Source organism: Bifidobacterium sp. ESL0827, from assembly GCF_052606685.1.
Window position 1 is genome coordinate 1,124,797 of the sequence record NZ_CP199597.1, and the last position, 22,377, is coordinate 1,147,173.

Here is a 22,377-nt window from a genome sequence, read left to right on the forward strand (position 1 = left end):
CTGCATGATATTCTATTGCCGTTCACTGAAGACGAGAGGAAGCACAAATGCGTAAGGGCATCGCGGCTACAGTTGCCGCAATAGTCATGTTGATGGGCTAGTCATCCTGCGGAGGAAATTCTTCAACAAGCTCGGATGCAGGAAAGCAAACGACCAGTTCACAAGGGAGCCCAAGAAAACGAACAAAGCCCCACAACCGGCCGATCTAACAGGGACATGGAAGCAGACAAACGGTTCCGATAAAGACCACTACCAGCAGGCAACGGTGACCGCTAATAGCATAGAAATCAATTGGGTGAGCCCCGACACCACCAGCCTATATTGGTCCGGCAGCTTCACCCCGCCCACCACCGCCGACGGCTACTCTTGGACCAGCCAGGGATACAAGGACAAAATGTCGCAGAGCTTGCTCGCCTCACAGGACGACACCAAAGATTTCAAGTATGAAAACGGTGAAATCACCTACAAGGCCAGCGCGATGGGCACCACAACCACCGTTCACCTCAAGAAGTAGTAAAAAAAATATCTGTATAGCCCCCCCCCCTCAACTTCTACCCAAGAAATGTCATACAAAAGCGTATTTCTGAGGTGCGATCTGCTTTCCCTATGCGAGTCAGGTCATGCCAAAGATATGAAGCAGAGTCCAGACGATACCTGCGCCCAGAGAGAATCCAACGGCTGAAGTTACACAGAAATGGATGACCGGCCCCACAATCGGATGGGACTTGAACGCCTGGCTGTAGTATTGATTTCCGGGCATGAGCCACTTTCGTTCAAAGTGGCTTCGTTTACTGCGGTCCACTTCCTCGCCCGACAGAAAGGCCTTGATCTCCCGATAGGTCTGCACATCATTGCGGGCTTTAATCTGCTCAATGTACGCGGCAGCTATGATACCCAAAATGCCCGTTATTAGAACCATGGCGAGCATAGCATACAGAATCACATCTGACTTATTCAACTTCATATAGAGAGCAAACCCGACGATAAGGGTCAAAAACATGAAGACCGTGAGAATTCCACAGACCAAGCCGAGTCGGCGAAGGTTTTTGGTTTCCGAATCAATGCTCTTCTCCATGATGTCGAGGTCTCCTTTGATCAGCTGGTCGATGGTCACATCGAAGAGGTTGGACAGGAGGAGCAGGTTCTGCACGTCCGGGTAGGTACGATCGTTCTCCCAGTTGGATATGGTCTGACGGGCCACAAATATCTTCCCCGCAAGATCATCCTGGGACATGCCCCGCTCCGAGCGATACCGGCGAATCTGATTGCCCAGTTCCATACCCCTGCCACCCGCTTTCCCTGACCATCGTCCGCTCACCAATGTTGGTTTGATGACTATGCGCTTGCATCATCGAGGCCTGCGCAAGTCCGACCCCCTCAAGCTATCAACCCAACCCCTCACCCAGCAAAAATTTCCCTGCCAAAAGTCTTTGACACCCTCATTTTCAAGGGTTATCAGCATAACTCAGCCAGAATGTAGGTTGAAGAAACACCCCCGGACAGGTCATCAGCGCAGCACCAATCACATTCGCCTCCCATTGCCAAGCCCAGATCATGCAATGATGCGATACGAGAATAAGAAGGTATAGCCAGCGGGCGAAGACCCCGTCATACACCGTAGAATGCATGAGGCGCATCGGGAGGATTAAGCCAGCGGATGCGCTTTACGCTTGGAAATCAACTCTGGCCACCGCAAAGACGTGAAGGATCCGGTTCATGGATAGTCATATGCATAAATTTCAAAGGATGGCTCATGGGAATGGTGGTCATCTTCAAAAGCGACCTTAAGGATGGCAGCTCGGGTGAGGGCTTATACACCACGCCATCACACCGACATCAGACAATCCGATAAGTGAGCTCAGAACTGCCAGGAGTTGACTATGGAGTGGACGGCAATCAACGGCTACTTCTGTATGGACAGCCAATTGCTCGACACCATGGGGTCCAGAAACTCGACCGGGGCCTGCCCTGTTTAATTTCACTGACACAGGCTCCTAGGGTCGAAAGATTATTGCAGCAGCACGTTTCACAGTTTGTGCCAGATGCTCGAATGCCTCAGAATACGACGGAGTATCCTCCCTTGAAAGTCGAGTTCAGGAAGAAATTGCAGGACACGGATACGCTCCAGGTTGACTTGACACAGGCAACCGCTCAAGAAAACTAGTTGGTGGCATCCAGGACAGCAACACTGCCCAGCTCGTGATCCCGCCCCAAATACCAAGAAATGCTCATGCATATCCATCCCTTATCTTCACTTACTGCCCTTTGCTCTCAATGCCATCAATCAGCAGGACATCGAGCCGTAGGGCGCGGAGATCCTCTGCCTTCTCAGAGACGGGTGAATACAGGCCAAGCCGCGACAACCGTCCTTCCATGCCAGCCGGGACAGGACATCCGCATCGGATGATGCAGTAGCGCCAACGACCGATCCACGCCGCGGGGAACGGCAGGACGAACAATATCAGAGCCCCCCGCCTGTCGCCAGTAGCCAGCATCAGCCAATAGACTGTATCCAAGATGCTTCAACTACCCGATATGCGCCCATGAAACGCTGCAGGGGAAGATGTCCAAAACTACGAAGCACAGGTATCAAAGCTTGTTGTTTGGCTCCCCCCGTCAGTCATTCGCAAGTGTTACAAAGCCAAACCTTTCTCATCATTGGCGTTCTATGATTCATAGGGCCAATCACGAGAGGTCGTCGGCATGTCGCAATGCCTCACATGATGTGGATGCGCAACAATCCGTTGGAATGCTGGGTTGGTCAGGAGTGGTTGAGGATGTGGTCCAGATCCTTGACTATTTGCTGGTTGCCGCCGGACTTTCGCATGTCCTCGCTGATTCTGTTGACATTGTCAGCGATTTGTTTGTCTGCCAGGATCATCGAGGCTGCACGCCCCAGCGTCTGCCCGTTGATCTTTTTGCGCCTCACCACCGTTCCCGGCCCGAGCTCTGCGATTCTCGCCCCTACCGTCGGCTGATCGTCGGCCATGGGGACCACCACCACAGGCACCTTATAATAGAGGGCTTCGTTGACGCTGTTCATGCCGCCATGCGTTATGAACAGGTCAGCCTTCTCAAGGACGGCCAGTTGATCTACAGACTGGTTGATGAATATGTTATGAGGAACCCGGCCCAATTTCATCTGGTCGAAATTACGGCCTACCGAGAGCACCACTGTGACATCTCTATCTCCGAACGCTGCCACCACAGCCTGGTAAAAGGGCATAAAGGTATTGAAGATCGTGCCCAGCGACGCATAGATGACAGGCCGCCCCCCACCTCTGTTGAGCTCATCGTCCAGACGGGCATCCTAGGCTTGCGCTGCTCTGCCATCCAGAGAGGGGCCGATGAACTTGAATAGCTTGTCCGAAAACGCTTCATTGTCAAGCTGGAAAGACCGGGACGTGTAGACGTACGTAGGTGTCGGATTGTTGTCGACCATCTCCGTGACGAAATCGTCGGATTCAATGCGCCCATGCCGTCGCATCGAAAGCGACATCAGTTTCACAACGGCAGGAAACTTCAGCAGACTGGTCACGTGCAGCCCGCCCGTATCAGACAGCTTGGCAAGAATCGATCGATTGTAAGCAAAAGTGGATGACAGGCGGATGGAGGGCACGCCGTTCTGATCAGCAAGGCATTTGCCCGACAGCAGCAGACCTTCATACATGAGAGCATCGTACTGCTTCTCGGCTGCCAAACGCCGGGCTGTCTCTATCGCATAAACCCCGCCACGAAGACTCTGCACCTTGTCCGGCTGCTCAGGATAATCATCATAGGGAACAAACAACGCACCCGAATCTTCTATCTACTTTCGCCATCGTAGATCGAAGACATAGGTGACCGAATAACCGGTCTCCACCAAAAGACACACAGTTCCCAAGGTCGGATTGATATGACCTTGATAGGGCATATTCAGCATGAGAAGGGCACCCCTCGTATGCATGAAGCCATATCACGCCGCCCCGGAACAGCACCCTCCCTTATCCATTACCGTCCCTCCCTTTACTGAACACGCATCCAAGCCACCACATGACGGACATCACAACATTCAGGAAAGTCCCAGCCTTTTATGCGCACTGTGCCTCTTGAACACACGCCTTTCAATGCTTCTTAATTTAGTCCAATACTGGCAATCCAGAATCTCTAGGGTTGTCCTAATAATCTCAACTCACTCAGCTCAGAACTCGCAACAAGCGGTGCATACTGCCTAGGAATATGACAATGCACTAATCCAGATACAAACTGGAAAAGCTGATGGATCATCACCATCCAGTCGGCATATGATCAGGCAACCGCCACATCGTCCAAGGACAAGCCATAGCGTTTCCTAACAGCTCTGATGAACTTCTCCTGATCGGAGCTGTGCACCTCCAAGGCCGGTACAGGCGAGGGGTTGAAGTTCTCATCCACTGCAATAAAGACAAAGACGCCCTCCCCTACACTGACTGGTTGCCGCCCGAAACCGAGCATCAGTACGTTCACGTAAAAGGTCATGGTATGAGTACTGGTGGCGATCATAGTAACTTCGAAATCTATCCGATCGCCAACATGAGTCCGTTGCTTAAAGGAGAAGTCCCTGATGGACACAGTCAAAACACGCCCATTCACATACTTTTCAGCCAAAAGACCCAGAGCGGAGTCGCACTCGCGGATCATGGCTCCCCCATGGGTGATTCTCAAATGGTTGAGCATCCTCGGCTCAACGAAAAAATCGCCGATATGCACCTTATAAATGCTCTCGGTCACCGGTCACCTTCTTTCCTCTGCCTCTATCGATACGGTTGTTGTTTTTACTACGGGGCGATAGGGGAAGACTAAAAACACCATGTTGAGCACAGTGCAGGTACAGGACAAATCCGTTCTTGCACTTGAAGACGCACTCCTCACAAGGATCCTTGTCACAGTAAACGTAGGCGTCATCGTCAGCCAAAGCAAAAACATAGCCAGACTTATCTGGTCGCAGATAAGTGATCTGACAGCCTGTGAAAGTGAGCAGCGCGATCCAGTCCAGGTCGTGCTGCTCTCTGTCTATATCGCCTACCTCAACAGTGATTGCATTGGAATTAAATCCACCCACGATGGCATATGAGAACTGATGATCCTGGTCAAGAGGGAGCGCAGAAACCTCTTCATACAAATCCTCGCTTGCTTTGCTAAGGCTCTGGACCACACCAGGCACATCCCCATCCGATGTCTGAACATCTTGGCCGCTTTCTCGGACAAGGTCGTGGAGACCACTGGACCGGGTCGAATCAGCATTTGAGGTTCGATCCAGATCCATGTCCAAGAAGATTGAGGAGTCGGCCTGTCTGTAAAAGGCCAACCTCTTTCGCATCATGCGGGGTTTACGACGGGCATGCGACCTGGTCGGACTGAAGGTTAACGATCCATGTTCATTGGCCTCGACCATGACAACCTCTTTCATGCCGTCAGGAAAGCAGATACTTCTTGATCTTGCCGGAACTAGTTCTGGGCAGAGACTTGCGCACTTTCAAAACTTCGGGCCAGAACTTCTTGATTACTCCACGCGAGGCCAGATACTCTTTGACCTGTTCCAATTCAAGCGGTCGTTTACCCGTTTTCATGACTATAAATGCACCTATTCGCTCACCCAGACGGGGATCATCAACACCGACCACGGCCGCCTCTGCTATATCTGGGTGCCCCAGCAGATAGCTCTCCACCAGGCCAGTTGAAATATTCTCGCCTCCTCTGATGACCATGTCCTTAAGCCTGTCATCTATGACAAGAGCTCCGTCCGGCGTCATATGCCCCTGGTCCCCAGTGGAGAACCAACCATCGCTGGTGAGAACCTTATGGGTCTCTTTTGGATTTCGGTAATACCCTTGAAAGACCGTGGGCCCTTGTACCAGGATCTGGCCAGACCGGCCCCATTCCCTCACCTGTCTACCTGTCTTGTCGACCAGCCTAATCTTGGTTCCGCATATCGGAAAACCTGCAGTGGTCATCCCCTCATGAGCACGGTAATAGGCCGGCGTTGTACAGGAAAAGGGGGCGCACTCGGTCAAACCATATATGTTGTAAAGGGGAAGTCCTGATTTCCAAGCCATACCCAGCATGTCCTGTGACAGAGGCGCGCCTCCGGAGATGACCCGTTTCAGGGGGTCACCCGGCTTATACCAAGCAAGCAGGTCATAGACGACGGTGGGCACGGTGACCGTGTATGTACAACAGTACCGTCTGGTCAATTCCATCATGGCCTGGCTGCTGTATCGACCAAGAAGCACCATGGATCCACCAGCAAGAAATGTCGATACGATGCCGTGATGGAAGCCTATGGCATGGTAGAAGCCTGAGGCTAGGATCAATCGATCCTTGTCGGTAATTTCGTAGATTTGATTGAACGAAATTTCACTGGCGAGAATATTCTTATTCGAAAGCAGACACCCTTTGGTATAGCTGGTCGTGCCCGAGGTGCAGAGAATGGCGGCTGGGCGGTTGGCTGCAGACAGGGAGTCGTAACCAGATTCCGCAGGAGATGCGGACAGAGACAGACGGCGCTGGATGAATAGAGTCCGCTGATTTAGCTGGACCTTCCCGCCACTATAATTGTGAGCCCCATCCCTGCAGGCCATGGCCAGAGGACCTTGATCATGGTCCATAACCAGCAGAGATGGCTTCATCTGCTCGACCAGGTAGCAAGCCTCGTCTGGATTGAGACGGAGACTAAGTGGCATGGTCAGCAATTCCGCCTTGAAACATGCGATGAGCATGATCACATAGGTCAGATTCGTCTCCATCTGCAAGCCCACGACATCGCCACGACGCACATGGCATTGATCAAGAATGGAGATGGCCAGGTCGGCCATTCGGTCAGCCTCGGCATAGGTCAGCTCCCTTTCTTCACTAATCAGGAAAACGGATCCTGGCGTCGAACGGCATCGCCTTCTCCAACGTTCGCCGAGCGAATCCCCCGACAACACAGAGCGGGACACGACCTGATCGGTTTCGGCTGCAGCCTCCATATTCATCTCCAGACCACCTTGATCAGTTCGATTCTTCAGCAGATCCTGGCGCTGCAGTCTTCTCAATAAGTTCTGTCAGCGCCTGACGAGCATCAGCCACCAAGCCATAGTCAGCCAGATCGAAGATGGGCGCCTCGGCATCGGTGTTTATAGCTACCACACACTTGGACTTATCCATCCCGACAGTGTGCTGAATCGTTCCGGAAATCCCGGCGGCCAGATAGAGATCGGGGGCAACAGTCTTCCCTGATTGACCTACCATTGTGGAAGTAGCGAACCACCCGGCATCGACCGCAGCCCTTGATGCGCCAACGGCACCATTCAGCTGCTCCGCCAAACTGTTAACCAGTGCGGCCCCATCCTTATCCTGAAGTCCACGACCGCCAGCTACGACCAATCTGGCTGTGGACAGGTCTGGCCCCTGATTTTGATCAGAGAGCGTGAACTGAGCATCATTGTCATCGACGGTAGCTTCCTTATGAATCACTGGAATTGCTTCGTCTCTCTCTGCAGGAGGTACAGCCGTAAGATCAACAGTGAATACTGCAGGCACATTGCACCGGTAGCCCTGGATCAAAGAGCCCGAATACACTTTTTTATGTACGGTGAGTATTGAAGCTTTCTTTGAAAGATCGATGACATGGGTCACGGCCGGTACTCCCATGCTGGCTGCGAGACGGACAGCGATTTGCTGGGAGAATCTGGTGTCATCAAAGAGCACAAGAGCATCAGATTGCTCTTTGATATAGTCAGCCACGGCCTGAGCGGCACCATCGGGATTGGCTGGCCCAAGTGCCTGGTTCTCCAGAACAGTGACCTGGTCAAGTCCCTTGTAGCGGGCATCGCCCTGATCAGGCAGGACCAATGCCTCCAATTTCGAACCCAGATCCGCACGAAGAGCAAAGGAAGTCAAACTCCCAGCTGATTCATCAAGAGAAAGACCGGGTAAGACCAGGAATACGGTATCGAATTGCATGATCACTCCTTCTTCAGTCGAATGCCAACCTGGTCCAAAGCACGGATCAGGTCATCGACAGAGTCCACCATTATGACCTCCTTGCTGGAGGCTGGAACCTCTTCCATCTCCAATTTTTCAAGAGGATCCTTTTGGCTCGATTCCGCTTGGAACTCCTTGATCTGATAACGTTTGGCCGCCATCTTCAAACGAAAACTGGGCAGACGCGGCTTGTTGATGGTGTCGAGGACCGAAACCACTGCTGGAAGCTGAACGGTGCCTTTCACCGCCCCCTTGTCCAGAAGGGACGTGTAGCAAAGACGAGGTCCAACGAACCCTAAAGCATCCACTGCATCCACTAAGGGCCAATCGAGGGCGGCAGCCAGTTGGGCAGGAAGGACACCCTGGCTGTCATCCGTAGCCTGATCCCCGCAAAGAACCAGATCGAATGGCCCTTCCTTGTTGACAGCCTGGGCAAGAATGTCAGCCAGCCCGGCGTTTTCCTGGTCCGTCTTGACCTCAATAGCATCCTGAGCACCTAAGGCCAACGCATCCCTTAGTGCCGTCTCAGAATCCGGACCTACGGAAGCCGCAGTCACGCTACCCTGGTCATCCTGATCCTGAGCCAGCTGAAGACCCGCTTCGAGCGCATACTTGCCATAATGATCCAGAACTACGTCTCCGCTGGTGAGACGACCTTCAGAAAGAGAAGGCTGGGGGCCAGGATCAACCACCCCCTTGACCAATACAAGCACCTTCATCGCCCCACCTCCTTGCCTGCATACTCCTTGTCAAGTTCGTTGGCGATGGTCACACGTTGAATCTGGTTGGTCCCCTCGAAAATCTGAAAGACCTTGCTGTCGCGCATGAGTTTTTCTACGGGATAGGCCTTGGAGACTCCGTACCCACCAAAGACCTGGACCGCATCGGTAACCACGCGTTGCAAAGCGTCGGTCACATAGGTCTTGGTCATCGCCCCTTCCTTGCGCACGAGGTTGCCCTGATCCATCATGGTCATGGTGTTGTGGATCAGCACTTGTGAGGTCTCCAGTGCGATTGCCATATCGGCCAGCATCTCCTGCACGGCCTCGAATCGAATGATGGGCCTCTTGAACTGACTGCGAATACGGGCGTATGAGACAGATTCGTCAAGCGCACGTTGCATGATGCCGGCAGCCAGTGTGGCCACAAACGCCCGAGACAGATTAAGACTGTTCATAGCCACCTTGAAGCCAGCTCCCTCGTCCCCCAGACGGTTGCTTGCCGGCACACGGACATGATCGAAGTTGACAGTGGAGGTGTCAGACAGGCGCAAGCCCATCTTATCTTCATGAGCGCCCACACTGATGCCTTCACGAGAACGCTCGATCATGAAGGCGCTAAGCCCCTTGTTTCCGGTGTCAGCCGTACGGAAGATACCTACATAGACATTGGCGATGCTGCCGTTGGTGATGAATGTCTTTTCGCCAGTGAGAATGTAATCATCCCCATCACGGGTGGCCGTGGATTTGACTGATCCCGCATCCGTGCCTGCATCAGACTCGCTCAGCGCGAAAGCTGCGAAAGCGCCTGGTTCGATGATGTCGGCAAAACGCCGGGCCTGGTCCGCGCTGCCTGCAAGCATGACTGAGCGAAGTGCCACGAAGGTCGAAACCAAGGTGATGGCGTATCCAGCATCATACTCGGCCAGTTTTGAGAAGACCATAGCAGTGGTGGAATAAGGCAAACCTGCACCGCCATATTCCTCGGGTATCTCCAGCATGTGCAGACCCATGTCGAAAGCGGGCTTGAAGAGTTCCACCGGGCATTGCCCCAAGTGGTCGTACTTGCTGACGACCTCTGGGGTCAATGTCTGGTCAGCAAACTCCTGAACCATTCTAATGAATTCACGTTGTTCTTGCGTATACAGTAAAGCCAATGTCCTCTCCTTATTTCCTTCCCTTAATGGATGGGGATCAAATTGGATCGCCGATGTGCCTGGTAGAAGCCGCCGCCCCGTCCAAGAGCATCTGACGGATTTGCTCATCCGTATAGCCGGCTTCGCGCAGTACTGACTCGGTGTCGCTTCCTTGGGCACGCGAAGGTCTGAGCTCAGGCTTGCCTAGTGAGGCGAATTTGACGGGATTGGTCGGGATGAACCGCTCCTGTCCGGAGGGGAAACGCATCTTCCTGACCTCGTCATTGTCCAGAGCCTCATCATCGGTATAGATTTCGGTTGGCAGGTAGCAAGCCTCCAAGGGCAGATCCTCTTTTTTGAAAGCATCAAGCCAATGCTGAAGTGGCCTCTTGCGGAATTCCCCATCCAGAATGCTAATGAACTCCCGGTTGAGTCCCTCGGCATTGATCTTGTCTATATCCCTGTATCTGGGATCATCCAGCAGATCTTCACGCCCCAGCAGAGTCATGACCTTGTTGTAGTCCCTGTTGAATACCGGCACACACATGACAAACCACCGGTTGTCGCTGGTCTGGTAACAATTGTTGAACGGGTTGGAAACCTCCATGCGTGTCTTGGGATAGGGATTGCCATACTGGGCTGAAACCATGGCAACGTTCTGCATGAAAATGGCCGCATGATGCAGAGCCACAGTGATCCTGTCGCCCTTTCCGGTTCTGGCCTGTCTGATCAGAGCGGCACAGATGCCGGCTGTCAGACACATAGCTACTTGAAAGTCGCCATAGCCATTGGGCGGATTCATAGGGCTGGTGCCCTTCTCCATAGTGGTGGCCAGAACACCGCCGCGCGCCATATAGCTGGTGGCATCGTAACCTGCCGTGTTCTTGTTGGGCCCGTCCTCCCCATAACCGGAACACTGAGCGTAGACCAGCTTGGGGAATCGATCCTTGAGGGAGTCATAATCAATGCCCAGGTGTTCGAGTGACTTGCTTCTCAGGTTGGTCAGAAAGACATCCGCCCCCTCCAACAGCTTCATGAAAGCCTTCAGGCCATCCTCCTTCCGCAAGTTGAGTGTTACAAAACGCTTGTTGAGGTTGGAGATATCGAAACCCAAATTCTCGTCATCCGCGTAGGGCATGTTGAAGACAGCTCCCTGAGTACGCTCAGCATCGCCTTTGGGAGGCTCCACCTTGATCACGTCAGCACCCCACTCGCCCATGATCCTGGCGACCGTCGGTGCAGCCAGGAATGTGGTCATGTCAACGATGCGGATGCCACTTAAAACCTTGTCAGTCATAAAATTTGCCTTTTCCACATGATCCGCCGACGGTTCATCACCGCCGGCGAAAGCTTGTGTCACTTGATGATGCCGTTGTCTGCTATCAGCTTGCGAGAGGCCGTCAAGCGCTGAACCGTGCGCGGGCCCTCCTCCAGCCACATAGCACGGCAATCACGGTACATGCGTTCTACAGGACCATAGGGGTTGTCCTCGAAGTAACCAATGCCCCCGAAGATTTCGAAGCAGTAGTCAGAGACCAGCTTGACCGTGTCTATGCTGAAGAGCTTGCACATGGCAGCTTTCTCCTCGATGTCCTCCCCCCTGTCATACTGCTCAGCCAGGTCGGTCAGCATGCAACGCAGAGCGAAGATGTGGGTACCCATATCGGCGATCATCTGCTGGATAGCTTGACGCTTGGCCAGGGGCTTACCGAAGGTAACGCGGTCCTTTGCGCGGGCAATGGCCATCTCCAGGAAGCGCTGGCTCATACCGAGATTGGAAACGGCGATGTGAGCGCGAGAGATGGATAGAGATGCTATCGCCACATGGAGGCCATCACCTTCCTCGCCCAGTTGGAATCGCTTGTTGACGCGCATATTGGTGAAGCGCAGCCCGGCATGTCCTGCACCCCTGCAGCCCATCATGTGGGGCATGGGAACAATCTCATATCCCGGTGTGTCAACAGGCACATAGAAAGCAGTAAGGCGCTCGGGACCTGGCTTGTCGGGATCGGTCACAGCAAAGACATAGGCCGCGTCCGAACAGTCGGTATGAGAAATCAAGGTCTTTTCGCCGTTGAGAATGAAGTCATCGCCATCCCTGACGGCAGAGGTATGCAGATCGGCGCCCGTTCCACCAGTTTCCTCAGTCAGGGCAAAGCAGGTGAAGATGCTTTTGTCCTGAAGCTTGGGCATGACCTCGGCCTTGAGCTCGGGCTGCCCGAACTCATTCATGATCCTCCAGTTCAAATCAGCGGCATAATGCAGGTGCATTCTCATGCCGCCGGGTCCACGGGAGAAACGCTCCTGGACTTGGAAGATCTGATGGCAGTTCAGACCGAAACCACCATACTTCAGCGGAAGCGCAAACCTATATAGATCATTGTCAATAGCCAGTCGGAAGAACTCCTTGGGGAAGGTATTGGTAACTTCCACCTCCTTCTGCATTTCATCAAATTCGTTCTCTGCAAGGTGCTGGATCTGCTTCAGATAGAGTTGGAACTCATCATCAGTCATTTTGGTTCCGGGTTGAGTATGCACCAGCTTTTGTGTTGGTTCCATTACTTACTGCTCCTTTTCTTTTGTGCCAATCTTTTTGGCAATCAGAAATACATCAATGACCAGTCCGACCAGGGCCACACAAATAGCCACCATGTAGGCACCGCGATAGGCCCCCACACCTGCCGACTGGTCTATAAAACGCGCTGCGATCTGAGGACCCAGGAGTGCACCAATGGCATAGCCGAAGAACATGATGCCGTAGTTGGTACCGGAGTGGGTTTGGCCAAAGACGCTACTTGTCAGGGTCGGGTAAACCACCAAGACGCCACCGAAGGAGGCTCCCAGCAGAATGAGGAAAATTGCAAAAAACCAAACATTGCGGGCTACGCTCAGGCCACCCAAACCCACCATGGTCAGGATAAGAATCAGAGCCAGGGTCTTGGTCTGACCCAGCTTGTCGGTCAAGCGCCCAGTAATTAGACGGCCGCAGAAGTTGGCCAAAGTATTTATGACAACCATATTGGCTGCCGTTATCGGAGTCATGCTGAGCTGGACCTGGGCAATGGGCGACAAGGAGCCGATCAGCATGATGCCTGCTGTGCAGGAGATGGCGAACAGGGCCAGCATGAGCCAAAAGCGACCGGTCTTGAGCATCTGTCCAGGGGTGTAATCGTTGGACTCTACGGTCGCCGTTGTCGCTGTGCCCGTGTTATCCACCTGCTCGGGTGAATCCATAAGCCAACCGACAGCCCAGCAAATGATGAGGTAGGCCAGACCAATAGGAATGAAGCCGTTCATCCCAAACTTGTCACAGAGGACAGCACCGACCTTAGCCAGGACCAGAGGCCCCAATGAAGCGGCAGCTAGCAGGAAGCCGGAAATGGTGCCTCGCTTCTCAGGGAACCACTTCAAAGCAGTCAATAGAGCAGGGTTGTACATGATTCCATTGCCGGCGCCCGCCATCAAACCTACTGTCAGGTAAAGGAGCGGAAGGCTGTGGACAAACGCCGTCAGGCCCCATCCCAGCCCAAAAACGAGTCCTCCCACATACATGAGCTTCTTGGCCCCGAATCTGTCCATGATCCAGCCGGAGGCTACCCCAAAGCAGGCCATGAAGAACTGGTAGAGGGTCAATGTGAAGGCAACCTGCGAGGCGGTGCCATTTACAGCCTTGCGTAGGGGTTCAGCGAAGACGGAAAACGCTGACGACGCGGCACAACAGAAAATAATTAAGAAAGCCGCTGTGAAAACAAACCAACGGTTTCTGTTTTTTCCAGTGACAGCTTCTACCATTTGGCCTCCTTGCCCGATGAGTATCTGTCAATCTGTCTGCACAACTAGGCCTCACGATAGTGACGCAATTCACATATTCCCAATGTAAAATAGGAATAATTTAATAGGGCAACAAAATATAATTAGCAACTTTGCCAACAAGAAACTCACAAAACAGATCATCAAGGTTGCTCTATATTAAAAATACATATGGACCCATAGCGAGTCATTATTTAATTTGTTGGATTTTTTTTCATACGATGGGAATGAATCGCAAGGAAGAGATCATATTCATACATGACTGCCGGGCTAGGTAAATTCCTCATGTAGCTTGAAGAAAAGAAGGTACGACCAGTGAATCTCCATCAGCTCAGTTACTTTCGAACATTGGTTGAATACAGACAATTCACCATAGCGGCAGAGGAATTGCATATCAGTCAGCCGACACTCAGCAATTCCATCAAATCCATGGAGAAGGAGCTGGGATGCCTGCTGGTCAAGCGGAGTGGACATCAGATAGAACTTACCGAATATGGCAAAATGTTCTACAACACTGCATGCTCCACTCTGACTGTATTCGATCAAGGGGTCAAAGCACTCCATGACAAGGTTCAGAGTGATGCCGACTATGTGAACCTAGCCTGCATTCCCACTTTCATCGGCACCTATCTTCCCCGCGCCATAAAGGCCTTCCAGGAAATAAATGGGGGAATGCCCAAGTTCATACTGGCCAACCAGATCTCCCTGCCCATTCTGGAAGGGCTGGTCTCCGATAAATACAAGATGGGAATCTGCTCCTACGACCCGAGATTCGAAGAACTCAACTTCATTCCTCTCTATGGCGAACGGTTCGTGGTCGCGGTTCCGCCGGGCCACCCCCTGGCTGCGTTCGAGACCATTAATCCCTACATGCTAACCTCATACAACTTAATCACCTACGGGGATGACACCCCTATTGGGCGCGAGATTCGAGAAAGCCTTGCCGATATCTGGGCGGATCTGCACATAGCCGACACCCTGGATGGGGAGATCACGATAGCAGGCGAAGCCTTGGCCAACGATGCCGTTGCTGTGGTAGCAGACACTATCCTTCTGGATTCCTTCGAGCTGCGACGAATACCACTCAATATCAGCAAGGACACCCACAAAGTCTATATCGTCTACGATCCGCGCCGTCAGCTTTCCCACTGGTACAAGGAATTCGGGCTCTTCCTGCAGAAGGACTTGGGAAAGGGACTGAACCCAAGACTGAAGATGCTCCGATCCTCCAGCTAACCATCAAGGATCACAGATTACGCCACTGGCCTACACAGTGGCAGGGCAAATCATTCTGCATAAAGCAACGACATGAAAAGACAACATACCCGTGAAAGGAATGAGGTAATGGACAATATCAATCCAACACAGTCTGCTCAGTTCTCGCAGACCAGCATGGACCCAGTGAAGTCGGATCGGATCGAAGGGGCCCTGGAGGAACTGAAAGAACACTTTGGCCCGGATGCACTCAAATCAGGAAGCGAAATCAACTCTGACTACGGGCACGATGAGATGGAAACCGTCTTCCACCTGCCCGATATTCTGATTACGCCGACCTGTACCGAGGATGTCTCCCAGGTCTTGAGAATAGCCGATCGCTACGAGATTCCCGTAGTTGCCAGAGGCGGGGGAACTGGTCTGGTCGGAGGTTCGGTGGCCGTCGAGGGTGGAATCATGATTGACCTGGCCGGCATGAACAAGATCATCGGAATTGACGTGACCAATGCCATGCTGATCACCCAGCCCGGTGTTCTTCTTAAGGATGTAGCGGCCTATGCCAAGGACCACGGTTTCCTCTATGCACCGGACCCTGGTGAAAAAACAGCCACCATCGGCGGGAACATATCTACTAACGCTGGCGGCATGAGAGCAGTAAAATACGGAGTGACCAGGAATTCGGTAGAAGCCATAACCGTGGTAACAGCCTCCGGCGATATCGTCAACTTAGGCGGCATCGTCAGCAAGAACAGCTCTGGTTTCGATTTGAAGGACCTGATCATAGGATCCGAAGGCACCTTGGCAATCGTCACCGAAGCCCGACTCAAGCTCTTCCCACTGCCCAAATTCAGCACCAGCCTGCTCATCCCATTCAACGACTATCATGCAGCTATTTCAAACGTTCCCAGAATTTTAGCCACTGGAATCAGACCCACTGCTCTGGAGTTTTTTGAGGAGGACTCTATTGCCCTCTGGGAGAACTACGCCCACGATTCCTTCCCTGAAAAAGGATTCAAGGCCTACCTTCTCCTGACTTTCGATGGAGCCAGTCAGCAAGCCATCGAGGAAGCCTATGAGGAAACGGCTGAACTCTGCCTGGCCCATGAGGCCGCCGATGTATTCGTTCTGGATGACCAATCTCTCTCTGACCAAGTGTGGCGAGCGCGGGACTCCTTCCTCGAGGCCTTCAAAAACTCGACATCGCAAATGGACGAGATTGACGCTGTGGTTCCGGTAGGATCTTTGGCAGACATGGTGGACTTCACGCACTCCTATTCCGAAAATAACGGAATCAGAATAGGCGGGTTCGGGCACGCCGGAAACGGAAACCTTCACCTCTACATATGCCGAGACGACCTGAACGATCGTGATTGGCGAACCAAATTGCGTCTGGCCTTCGACGCTCTGTATGGCAAAGCATACGAGCTTCAAGGAAAGATCTCTGGTGAACACGGGATCGGTTACGCCAAGCGCGACTATCTGGTTGCCACAACCCAGCCTCAGGCTCTCACCATGATGCGTGCTGTGAAGCGGGCCTTGGACCCCAAGAACATTCTCAACCCTCAGAAAGTTATCTGATCGGAACCAGTATCCCACAACATTGCCTGGAAAATTAACGATCCTGGCGAACCGTCCGGGAGCCTGACCGGTCTTAGGTTCCCGGACGCATATTTCATTTTTTTAGGGAGGAATCCTTAACTATGTCCACTCAAAACCCAGGGTCAGTCATGAAGAAGCCCAAGCAGTCCAAATATGCTTTCCTGATCGTTCTTTCCGGCATCATTTTCACCGGTGTGCCTGGGGCCATGATCTACAGTTGCGCTGGCATCTTCTTCTCACCCGTTTCGGAGTACTTCCATGTTTCCAAGGCAGCCGTGGCAGGATACTTCAGCGCCTTGAACATCACCATGATGGTGGCCCTGCCCATAGCAGGCAAGTTGATGAGCAAGTTCGACCTTCGCATCGTTTTAACATGCTGCGCACTCCTGTCGGGGATGGGATGCCTCTCCATATCTTTCATGTCGGCCGTCTGGCAATTCTACATAGCGGGAGTCGTCATGGGAATCGGTTTGCCGGCCCTCCTTTACCTGGCTGTACCCGCCATGATCAATGCCTGGTTCAAAGTCAAGGTAGGTTTTCTGACGGGGCTCTGCATGGCTTTCACCGGCATCGGCGGGGTCATCTTCAACCAGTTGGGTACTGTACTGATCAGAACAGGGCATGATGGATGGCGCCGTGGATACCTGGTATTCGGACTCATCATATTAGTGGTCACTCTCCCATTCACCATTTTTATCGTCCGTTCCGATCCCTCAGAAAAGGGTTTGGCCCCCTACGGCTCTGAACGGACAGAAGCAGATAATGAACCTGAGCTCCAAACCAAAGGCGTTATGGCGCCGAGGGCTATGAGAACCAGCGCCTTCATCGCCCTGGCAGGTTTCTGCGGCATTATTACCATGAACCAAACCGTCTATCAGTTCCTGCCATCCTATGCTCATTCATTCCAGAACAGTGCACCACAGATTGCCACCCTGACGGGTCTGATAGCATCCTGCTGCATGGCCGGACAGGCCATAGGCAAGGTCTTCTTGGGAGCTGCCAACGACAGAAGCATCATCGGTGGCATGGGGATGGGCATCGGCTGCGGCATTCTGGGTGTGGCGCTGATGGCCTTGATGCCTACGATCGCTCCTGTGCTTTTACTTGGATCCTTTGCCTTCGGATTCGCCTATGCTTTCCCCTCGGTTCAGACGCCACTTCTGGTTCGCGCTGTATTCGGATCCAAGGACTACACCAACATTTACTCCAGAGTTCAGATGGTCGGAGTCTTGGCCTCAGCCTTTGCTGCCCTCTTCTGGGGAACCATCGTGGACATGCCCCACGGGTACGCCATAATGTTTGCACTTAGCGCGGTTTGCATGATCATTACTTTCATCCTCGGGGCTTGGGCATTGAAGCAGCGTCCCAGGCTCAAGGCACTCATGGAGTGATCCTGCTCTAATCCAGAAACCCACGTTCTGAGCCTTTGTTGAAGTTTGGCGATTCGATCAGGTTGGTCAGTCAGTGAGGCATCGTGCGTAATGATGACGATTGTGGAACCCGAATCGTAGAATCTTTGACCTGTTCTCAAAATCGAGAGCGACAGAGGGCTCGTCAGCAAAAACACCCTCGGGATTCATGACGACGGCCCGTGCGAAGACGGCTCATGCTTTTCCTCACTAGATCATTCAAGCGGTTTTTGCCACGATAGGCCCGATGTCCAGAGAGCGTCGACCAACTGGTCAGATCTTCCGGAATTTCCCTTGCCGGGTGTCCGTACGTGGAGCAGGAGCAGCTTGACGTTGTCCACTATGCTTAAGGGAGCTGATGAGCGCAGATTCCTGCAGCACGAACCCGATTTTCTGGTTCCTCCATACGGCAGATTCTAGGTCTGACAGCATGCACGCGGATCTGCCTAGCAGCATGTATCGAGCAGGCCGAGGATGTTCAGCAATGCTCTCTTGCCAACACCAGGCTCTCCTATGATGGCGACCTTCTCGCCCTCTGCAACCGTCAGCGAGCAATGTTCAAAAAGAGTGACTCTTGCGCAAACTGGTAGCACGGGATTGGAGATCGTCAATGTAAGTGAGACAGGTAGATAATACGTAAACACTGTCCCTTCCCGCACCAACCAGGCAACATCGAAGAATCGATTCAATCCCTCTCCCTATAAGGACCAGTCTGCGCTCTCCCCCTGCAAGCGAACCATCCGCGCGAACTCACCATTTGCAGCCATAAGCTCCTGCGGAGAACCCTGCTCGACCACACGCCCATGGTCAAGAACGACAATCTTGTCGGCCTGTTCGACAGTGCGCATCCGGTGGGCGATGACCATGACGGTCTTCCCCACCAGCAGCTGTGACAGGGCTTCCTGCACCTGCGTCTCGTTCTCTACATCCAGGGAGGCGGTAGCCTCGTCAAGCAAGACAATCGGTGCATTCTTGAGGATGGCTCTGGCAATGGAGATTCGTTGCCGCTCGCCCCCGGAAAGTCTGGAGCCGTTTTCACCGATCATCGTCTGATACCCCAGTGGCAGGCGTGAGACGAACTGGTCACAGTTGGCGGCCCTGGCCGCAGCCAACACATCCTCGTCACTGGCACCGCTCCGCCCCATCCGTATATTGCCCATGACTGTGTCATCAAAGAGCATCACGTCCTGGAAAACCATGGCATAGTCGCGCAGAAGAACCTCCGGATCCACTTGGCTCACATCCACTCCTCCTACGGTGATGGAGCCTGCAGCAGCATCCCAGAAGCGAGCCGCCAGCCGAGCACAGGTCGATTTCCCGGAACCCGAAGGGCCGACCAGGGCCGTGATCTCCCCCTCCCTGGCAGTGAAACTCACATCTTCGAGAACTGGCTCGCCTGCCGCCTTACCCGCAAGCGCGGGATAGGAAAAGGCAACGTGGTCGAAGACGATATCGTGCCCATCGGGGTGGAATTCCTCACTCCCCTCTGCCACAGGTTCCTCAGTGATGGAGCGGATCCGCCGTGCCGAACTCTGGGACTGAAAGAGCTCAGAAACCAGCATCAGCGCCTGATCAAACGGGGAATAGATCCGTGAAACCATCAGGAGAAAGAGGAACATGACCATGAAGTCGATCCTGCCCTCAATGATCAACCCAGCAGCCACCAGGAAGGTCGTTGCCACACCCAACCTCAAAACCACCATGGCGGAGTTCAATATGAGGCCATTGGTCATCTCGGTTCGGACCGTGGTGGCTTCGGTGTCATCGATGATCGAGAAGAGCCTGTCCAGATACCTGTCTTCTTGGTTAGTGGCGTGAATCTCCCGAACACAGTCGAGCGCCTCCTGAATGCCATCACTGACTCTAATTTGAGCCTGCCTCGTGCGCCGTGACGAAGCTTCAACGAATCGTCGAGTGGCAAAGATGATAGCGAAGGCCACCGGCACACTCCAGAAGGCAGCCAGGTCAAGAGCCCAATTGATAGGCAGAAGCGACAGGAATATCAGGACGGATGAGACGACCGCACCGTAGAGCTGGCTCAAGGCATGGGCATAGGCATGTTCCATGGTGGCCACGTCACCCAGAATGGTATCGGTCAGATCAGCTAGGTCACGCCGCCCAAAAAAGGAGAGCGGCAGTTTGCGCAGTCTCTCGGCCAGGTCGATCCGCTGCTTTCCGGTCTGGCTGAAGACCGCGCCATAGGAATAACTGTATTGAAACCAGGAGGAGCCGAAGAGAATCAAGGCAAAAGCCAGGAGACCAGCCAGGTAGGGCAAGATCTCCGGCAGGGGCGCCCCTGCTGTCAGGTGCTCAACAAAAACCTTCATGACCAGCAGAAGGAAGCCCGTTCCCGCCATGATGATCAGATTGGTCAGCGTGGTCCACAGCGTTCCCAGAACCACGATCTTCATGCCTTGGTCGGACAGGGCATACTTCTTCTTGAATGAGGCGAACACTTATGCCTCCCCTCCTTCCCTCTTAGCGGCGGAATCACCGGTCGACATGTCCGCAACGAATGGATCCGTACCGGGAACGGTGCGATCCTCAACCACAGTGAAGCCTGCGCGGTTTTGATCCGCTTTGTCGGCAGCCTTCGAAGAGTTGTCGACCTTCCAGGAGACCGCCCGCTCGTAATCAGACCAGAGACGGGCATAGATACCCTGCGCATCAAGAAGCTGGCGATGAGTGCCCTGCTCAACCAGGCGGCCCCCATCCAGCACCAGAATTTGATCGGCATGCGCCACAGTCGACAGACGGTGGGCAATCATAAGAACGGTTCGCCGCCGACCCCCTTCATCCTGGGTCAGCTTGGTCAGCGCCTTCTGTATCAGGACCTCGTTCTCGGGATCGGCAAAAGCGGTCGCCTCATCCAGGACCACAATGGGAGACTCCTTGAGGATCGCCCTGGCCAGGGCCACACGCTGGACCTCTCCCCCGGAAAGATAGGTTCCCCCGGAGCCGAGCATGGTATCCAGCCCCTGGGGGAGCTTGTCCACGATGTCCGTGCACTGAGCCGCTCTCAATGCATCCAGGACCTGCTCGGCAGTCGCTTCCGGCCTGGCTGCGCGGACGTTTTCGAGCAGGGTCGCGGAAAAGAGCCTGTTTGTTTGGAAGACAAAGGCGACCTGCCCCATCAGATCGTGGGAATCGATGGACCTGACATCAATGCCGCCCACAGCGACCCTGCCAGAGTTCACATCCCAAAAGCGCGGCACCAGGCTGGCACAGGTCGATTTTCCTCCTCCCGAGGGACCGACCAGGGCCACCATTCCACCCTCCGGCACCTTGAAGTCAATCCGGTCCAGTGCTGGACGATTGGCACCCGGATAGGTATATGACGCCTGATCCAGAGTCACATCCGCCGACTTCGGGTGTTTCGGTTGGGCAGCTACCGTCAGGGGATCAATACTGAGCACGCCGGTAATTCTGTTTAAGGCATCGTCAGCCTTGCTGAAGGACTCACTGGAGAACTGCAGACGAGTCATGGCTGTGGGAACCATGCCCGAGAAGACGGCATAGAAGGCGAAATCGGTCAGGAAAGAGGTAAAGTCACTCTGCCCTGGAGCCAGCAGGATAGCTACAGGAATAATGAAAACCACAGTCCCGTTCAGGGCCGTCATCTGAATGGTCTGGGGCAGGTGGCAGATTTGCATGGCATAGTTCCTGGCTATTCGGCTGTAATGCTCGATGGCCTCGTGGAAGGCCTTGAAGGAATAAACCGTCTGCTGGAAGACCTTGACCACCGGAATGCCACGGACATATTCGGTTCCCGTCTTGGACATTCGCACCAGGGCATCCTGGTATTCCTTCATAAAGGACTGTCCCTGATCGTTCATCATGACACGGATGCAGACCAGGGCAATCAGGATGGGGAAGAGACAGGCCAGGCCCATACGCCAGTCGAAAATCAGCATCAGTATCGGCATACCCAGAATCATGGCGAAGGAGCCGGCTGCATCAGGGAGTATATGGGCAAGCAGATTCTCGGTATCGCCCGCCGAGCCATCAATGGTGCGACGCAACTCCCCTGAAGCATGGAGGTCGAAATAACCCAGAGGCAGGCTCATCAGGTGGCTTATGGCCTCTTTACGCATGTTGGAGGCACTCCGAAAAGCTGCCAGATGCGCCATCAACAGTCCTGCACAGTACAGAATGACGGAAGCCGCCGCAAACCCCAATCCGGCCCATCCGTATATGGCGATTCCCGTGGCCTGGGACCACTTCGGCGCTACGGCGAGGAGGTCTTTTACCGCCAGCCATATGCAGATATAGGGTCCAAGGCCGGCAATCGTGGAGAGGGCGGACAGACCACAGCCGAGATAGGAAAACACCTTACGAGGGCCAGCGAAATCAAGCAGCCGCATTAATGAACTACGCCCATGCGACCTCTCCTGTCCAGGCCAGCCTCCACCACCCTGAGCTTTACTTTCTATAGGATCCGGTTTGCTTCCCGAATCCACCTGGTCTGTGGTCATCCCTTTCCTCCTGATTTTCATCCAAAGC

General features: G+C 53.6%; 18 protein-coding genes. 4 read left to right on the forward strand and 14 right to left on the reverse strand.

The features are described from left to right. Positions 1-265 precede the first annotated feature (265 nt). The gene (locus tag ACUIAI_RS04445) at positions 266-514 is read left to right on the forward strand and encodes a hypothetical protein (protein WP_445341657.1); all 249 of its coding nucleotides are present in this window, start codon (positions 266-268) and stop codon (positions 512-514) included. Between the two features lie 99 nt (positions 515-613). On the opposite strand, the gene ACUIAI_RS04450 is transcribed toward ACUIAI_RS04445, so the two are convergent. From ACUIAI_RS04450 to ACUIAI_RS04505, 12 genes are all read right to left on the reverse strand, one after another. Further along, positions 614-1,279, reverse strand: coding sequence for a helix-turn-helix transcriptional regulator (locus ACUIAI_RS04450; RefSeq protein ID WP_445341658.1), 666 nt, complete (start codon positions 1,277-1,279; stop codon positions 614-616). Positions 1,280-2,761: 1,482 nt separating this feature from the next. Then, positions 2,762-3,301: a nucleotide disphospho-sugar-binding domain-containing protein gene (locus ACUIAI_RS04455; protein WP_445342813.1), complete on the reverse strand. Its 540-nt coding sequence runs from the start codon at positions 3,299-3,301 to the stop codon at positions 2,762-2,764. Positions 3,302-3,310: 9 nt separating this feature from the next. Next, positions 3,311-3,790 carry a hypothetical protein gene (locus tag ACUIAI_RS04460; protein WP_445341659.1) on the reverse strand — a complete coding sequence of 160 codons (480 nt, stop codon included), beginning with the start codon at positions 3,788-3,790 and terminating at the stop codon, positions 3,311-3,313. A 497-nt stretch (positions 3,791-4,287) separates the two neighbouring features. Then, positions 4,288-4,749, reverse strand: coding sequence for an acyl-CoA thioesterase (locus ACUIAI_RS04465; protein ID WP_445341660.1), 462 nt, complete (start codon positions 4,747-4,749; stop codon positions 4,288-4,290). Next, the gene (locus ACUIAI_RS04470; RefSeq protein WP_445341661.1) at positions 4,730-5,428 is read right to left on the reverse strand and encodes a hypothetical protein; all 699 of its coding nucleotides are present in this window, start codon (positions 5,426-5,428) and stop codon (positions 4,730-4,732) included. The genes ACUIAI_RS04465 and ACUIAI_RS04470 overlap by 20 nt, the downstream gene beginning before the upstream one ends. Before the next feature lie 4 nt (positions 5,429-5,432). After that, positions 5,433-6,995 carry a class I adenylate-forming enzyme family protein gene (locus ACUIAI_RS04475; protein ID WP_445341662.1) on the reverse strand — a complete coding sequence of 521 codons (1,563 nt, stop codon included), beginning with the start codon at positions 6,993-6,995 and terminating at the stop codon, positions 5,433-5,435. 16 nt (positions 6,996-7,011) lie between these two features. After that, positions 7,012-7,965, reverse strand: coding sequence for an electron transfer flavoprotein subunit alpha/FixB family protein (locus tag ACUIAI_RS04480; RefSeq protein ID WP_445341663.1), 954 nt, complete (start codon positions 7,963-7,965; stop codon positions 7,012-7,014). Between the two features lie 2 nt (positions 7,966-7,967). Beyond that, positions 7,968-8,705, reverse strand: a complete 738-nt coding sequence (locus tag ACUIAI_RS04485) for an electron transfer flavoprotein subunit beta/FixA family protein (RefSeq protein WP_445341664.1) — start codon at positions 8,703-8,705, stop codon at positions 7,968-7,970. Further along, positions 8,702-9,970 (reverse strand): acyl-CoA dehydrogenase family protein, encoded by a 1,269-nt coding sequence (locus ACUIAI_RS04490; RefSeq protein WP_302328177.1) that lies wholly within the window; start codon positions 9,968-9,970, stop codon positions 8,702-8,704. The genes ACUIAI_RS04485 and ACUIAI_RS04490 overlap by 4 nt, the downstream gene beginning before the upstream one ends. Next, entirely contained in the window at positions 9,900-11,138 is a 1,239-nt protein-coding gene (locus ACUIAI_RS04495; RefSeq protein ID WP_211121112.1) for a CaiB/BaiF CoA transferase family protein, read from the reverse strand. Before ACUIAI_RS04495 ends, ACUIAI_RS04490 begins: the two co-directional genes overlap by 71 nt. A gap of 59 nt (positions 11,139-11,197) precedes the next feature. Next, on the reverse strand, positions 11,198-12,400 hold the full coding sequence (locus ACUIAI_RS04500; RefSeq protein WP_110413084.1) for an acyl-CoA dehydrogenase family protein: 1,203 nt from the start codon (positions 12,398-12,400) through the stop codon (positions 11,198-11,200). 3 nt (positions 12,401-12,403) lie between these two features. Continuing rightward, positions 12,404-13,633, reverse strand: coding sequence for an L-lactate MFS transporter (locus ACUIAI_RS04505; RefSeq protein WP_445341665.1), 1,230 nt, complete (start codon positions 13,631-13,633; stop codon positions 12,404-12,406). Positions 13,634-13,966: 333 nt separating this feature from the next. Between ACUIAI_RS04505 and ACUIAI_RS04510 the strand changes: the two genes are divergently transcribed. From ACUIAI_RS04510 to ACUIAI_RS04520, 3 genes are all read left to right on the forward strand, one after another. Continuing rightward, a complete protein-coding gene (locus ACUIAI_RS04510; RefSeq protein ID WP_445341666.1) occupies positions 13,967-14,887 on the forward strand; it encodes a LysR family transcriptional regulator in 921 nt (306 codons plus the stop codon). 108 nt (positions 14,888-14,995) lie between these two features. Further along, entirely contained in the window at positions 14,996-16,444 is a 1,449-nt protein-coding gene (locus tag ACUIAI_RS04515) for an FAD-binding oxidoreductase (RefSeq protein ID WP_445341667.1), read from the forward strand. A gap of 149 nt (positions 16,445-16,593) precedes the next feature. Next, on the forward strand, positions 16,594-17,856 hold the full coding sequence (locus tag ACUIAI_RS04520) for an MFS transporter (RefSeq protein ID WP_445341668.1): 1,263 nt from the start codon (positions 16,594-16,596) through the stop codon (positions 17,854-17,856). A gap of 716 nt (positions 17,857-18,572) precedes the next feature. On the opposite strand, the gene ACUIAI_RS04525 is transcribed toward ACUIAI_RS04520, so the two are convergent. After that, positions 18,573-20,330, reverse strand: coding sequence for an ABC transporter ATP-binding protein (locus ACUIAI_RS04525; RefSeq protein WP_445341669.1), 1,758 nt, complete (start codon positions 20,328-20,330; stop codon positions 18,573-18,575). Continuing rightward, entirely contained in the window at positions 20,331-22,370 is a 2,040-nt protein-coding gene (locus ACUIAI_RS04530; protein ID WP_445341670.1) for an ABC transporter ATP-binding protein, read from the reverse strand. Between the last annotated feature and the right edge of the window lie 7 nt (positions 22,371-22,377).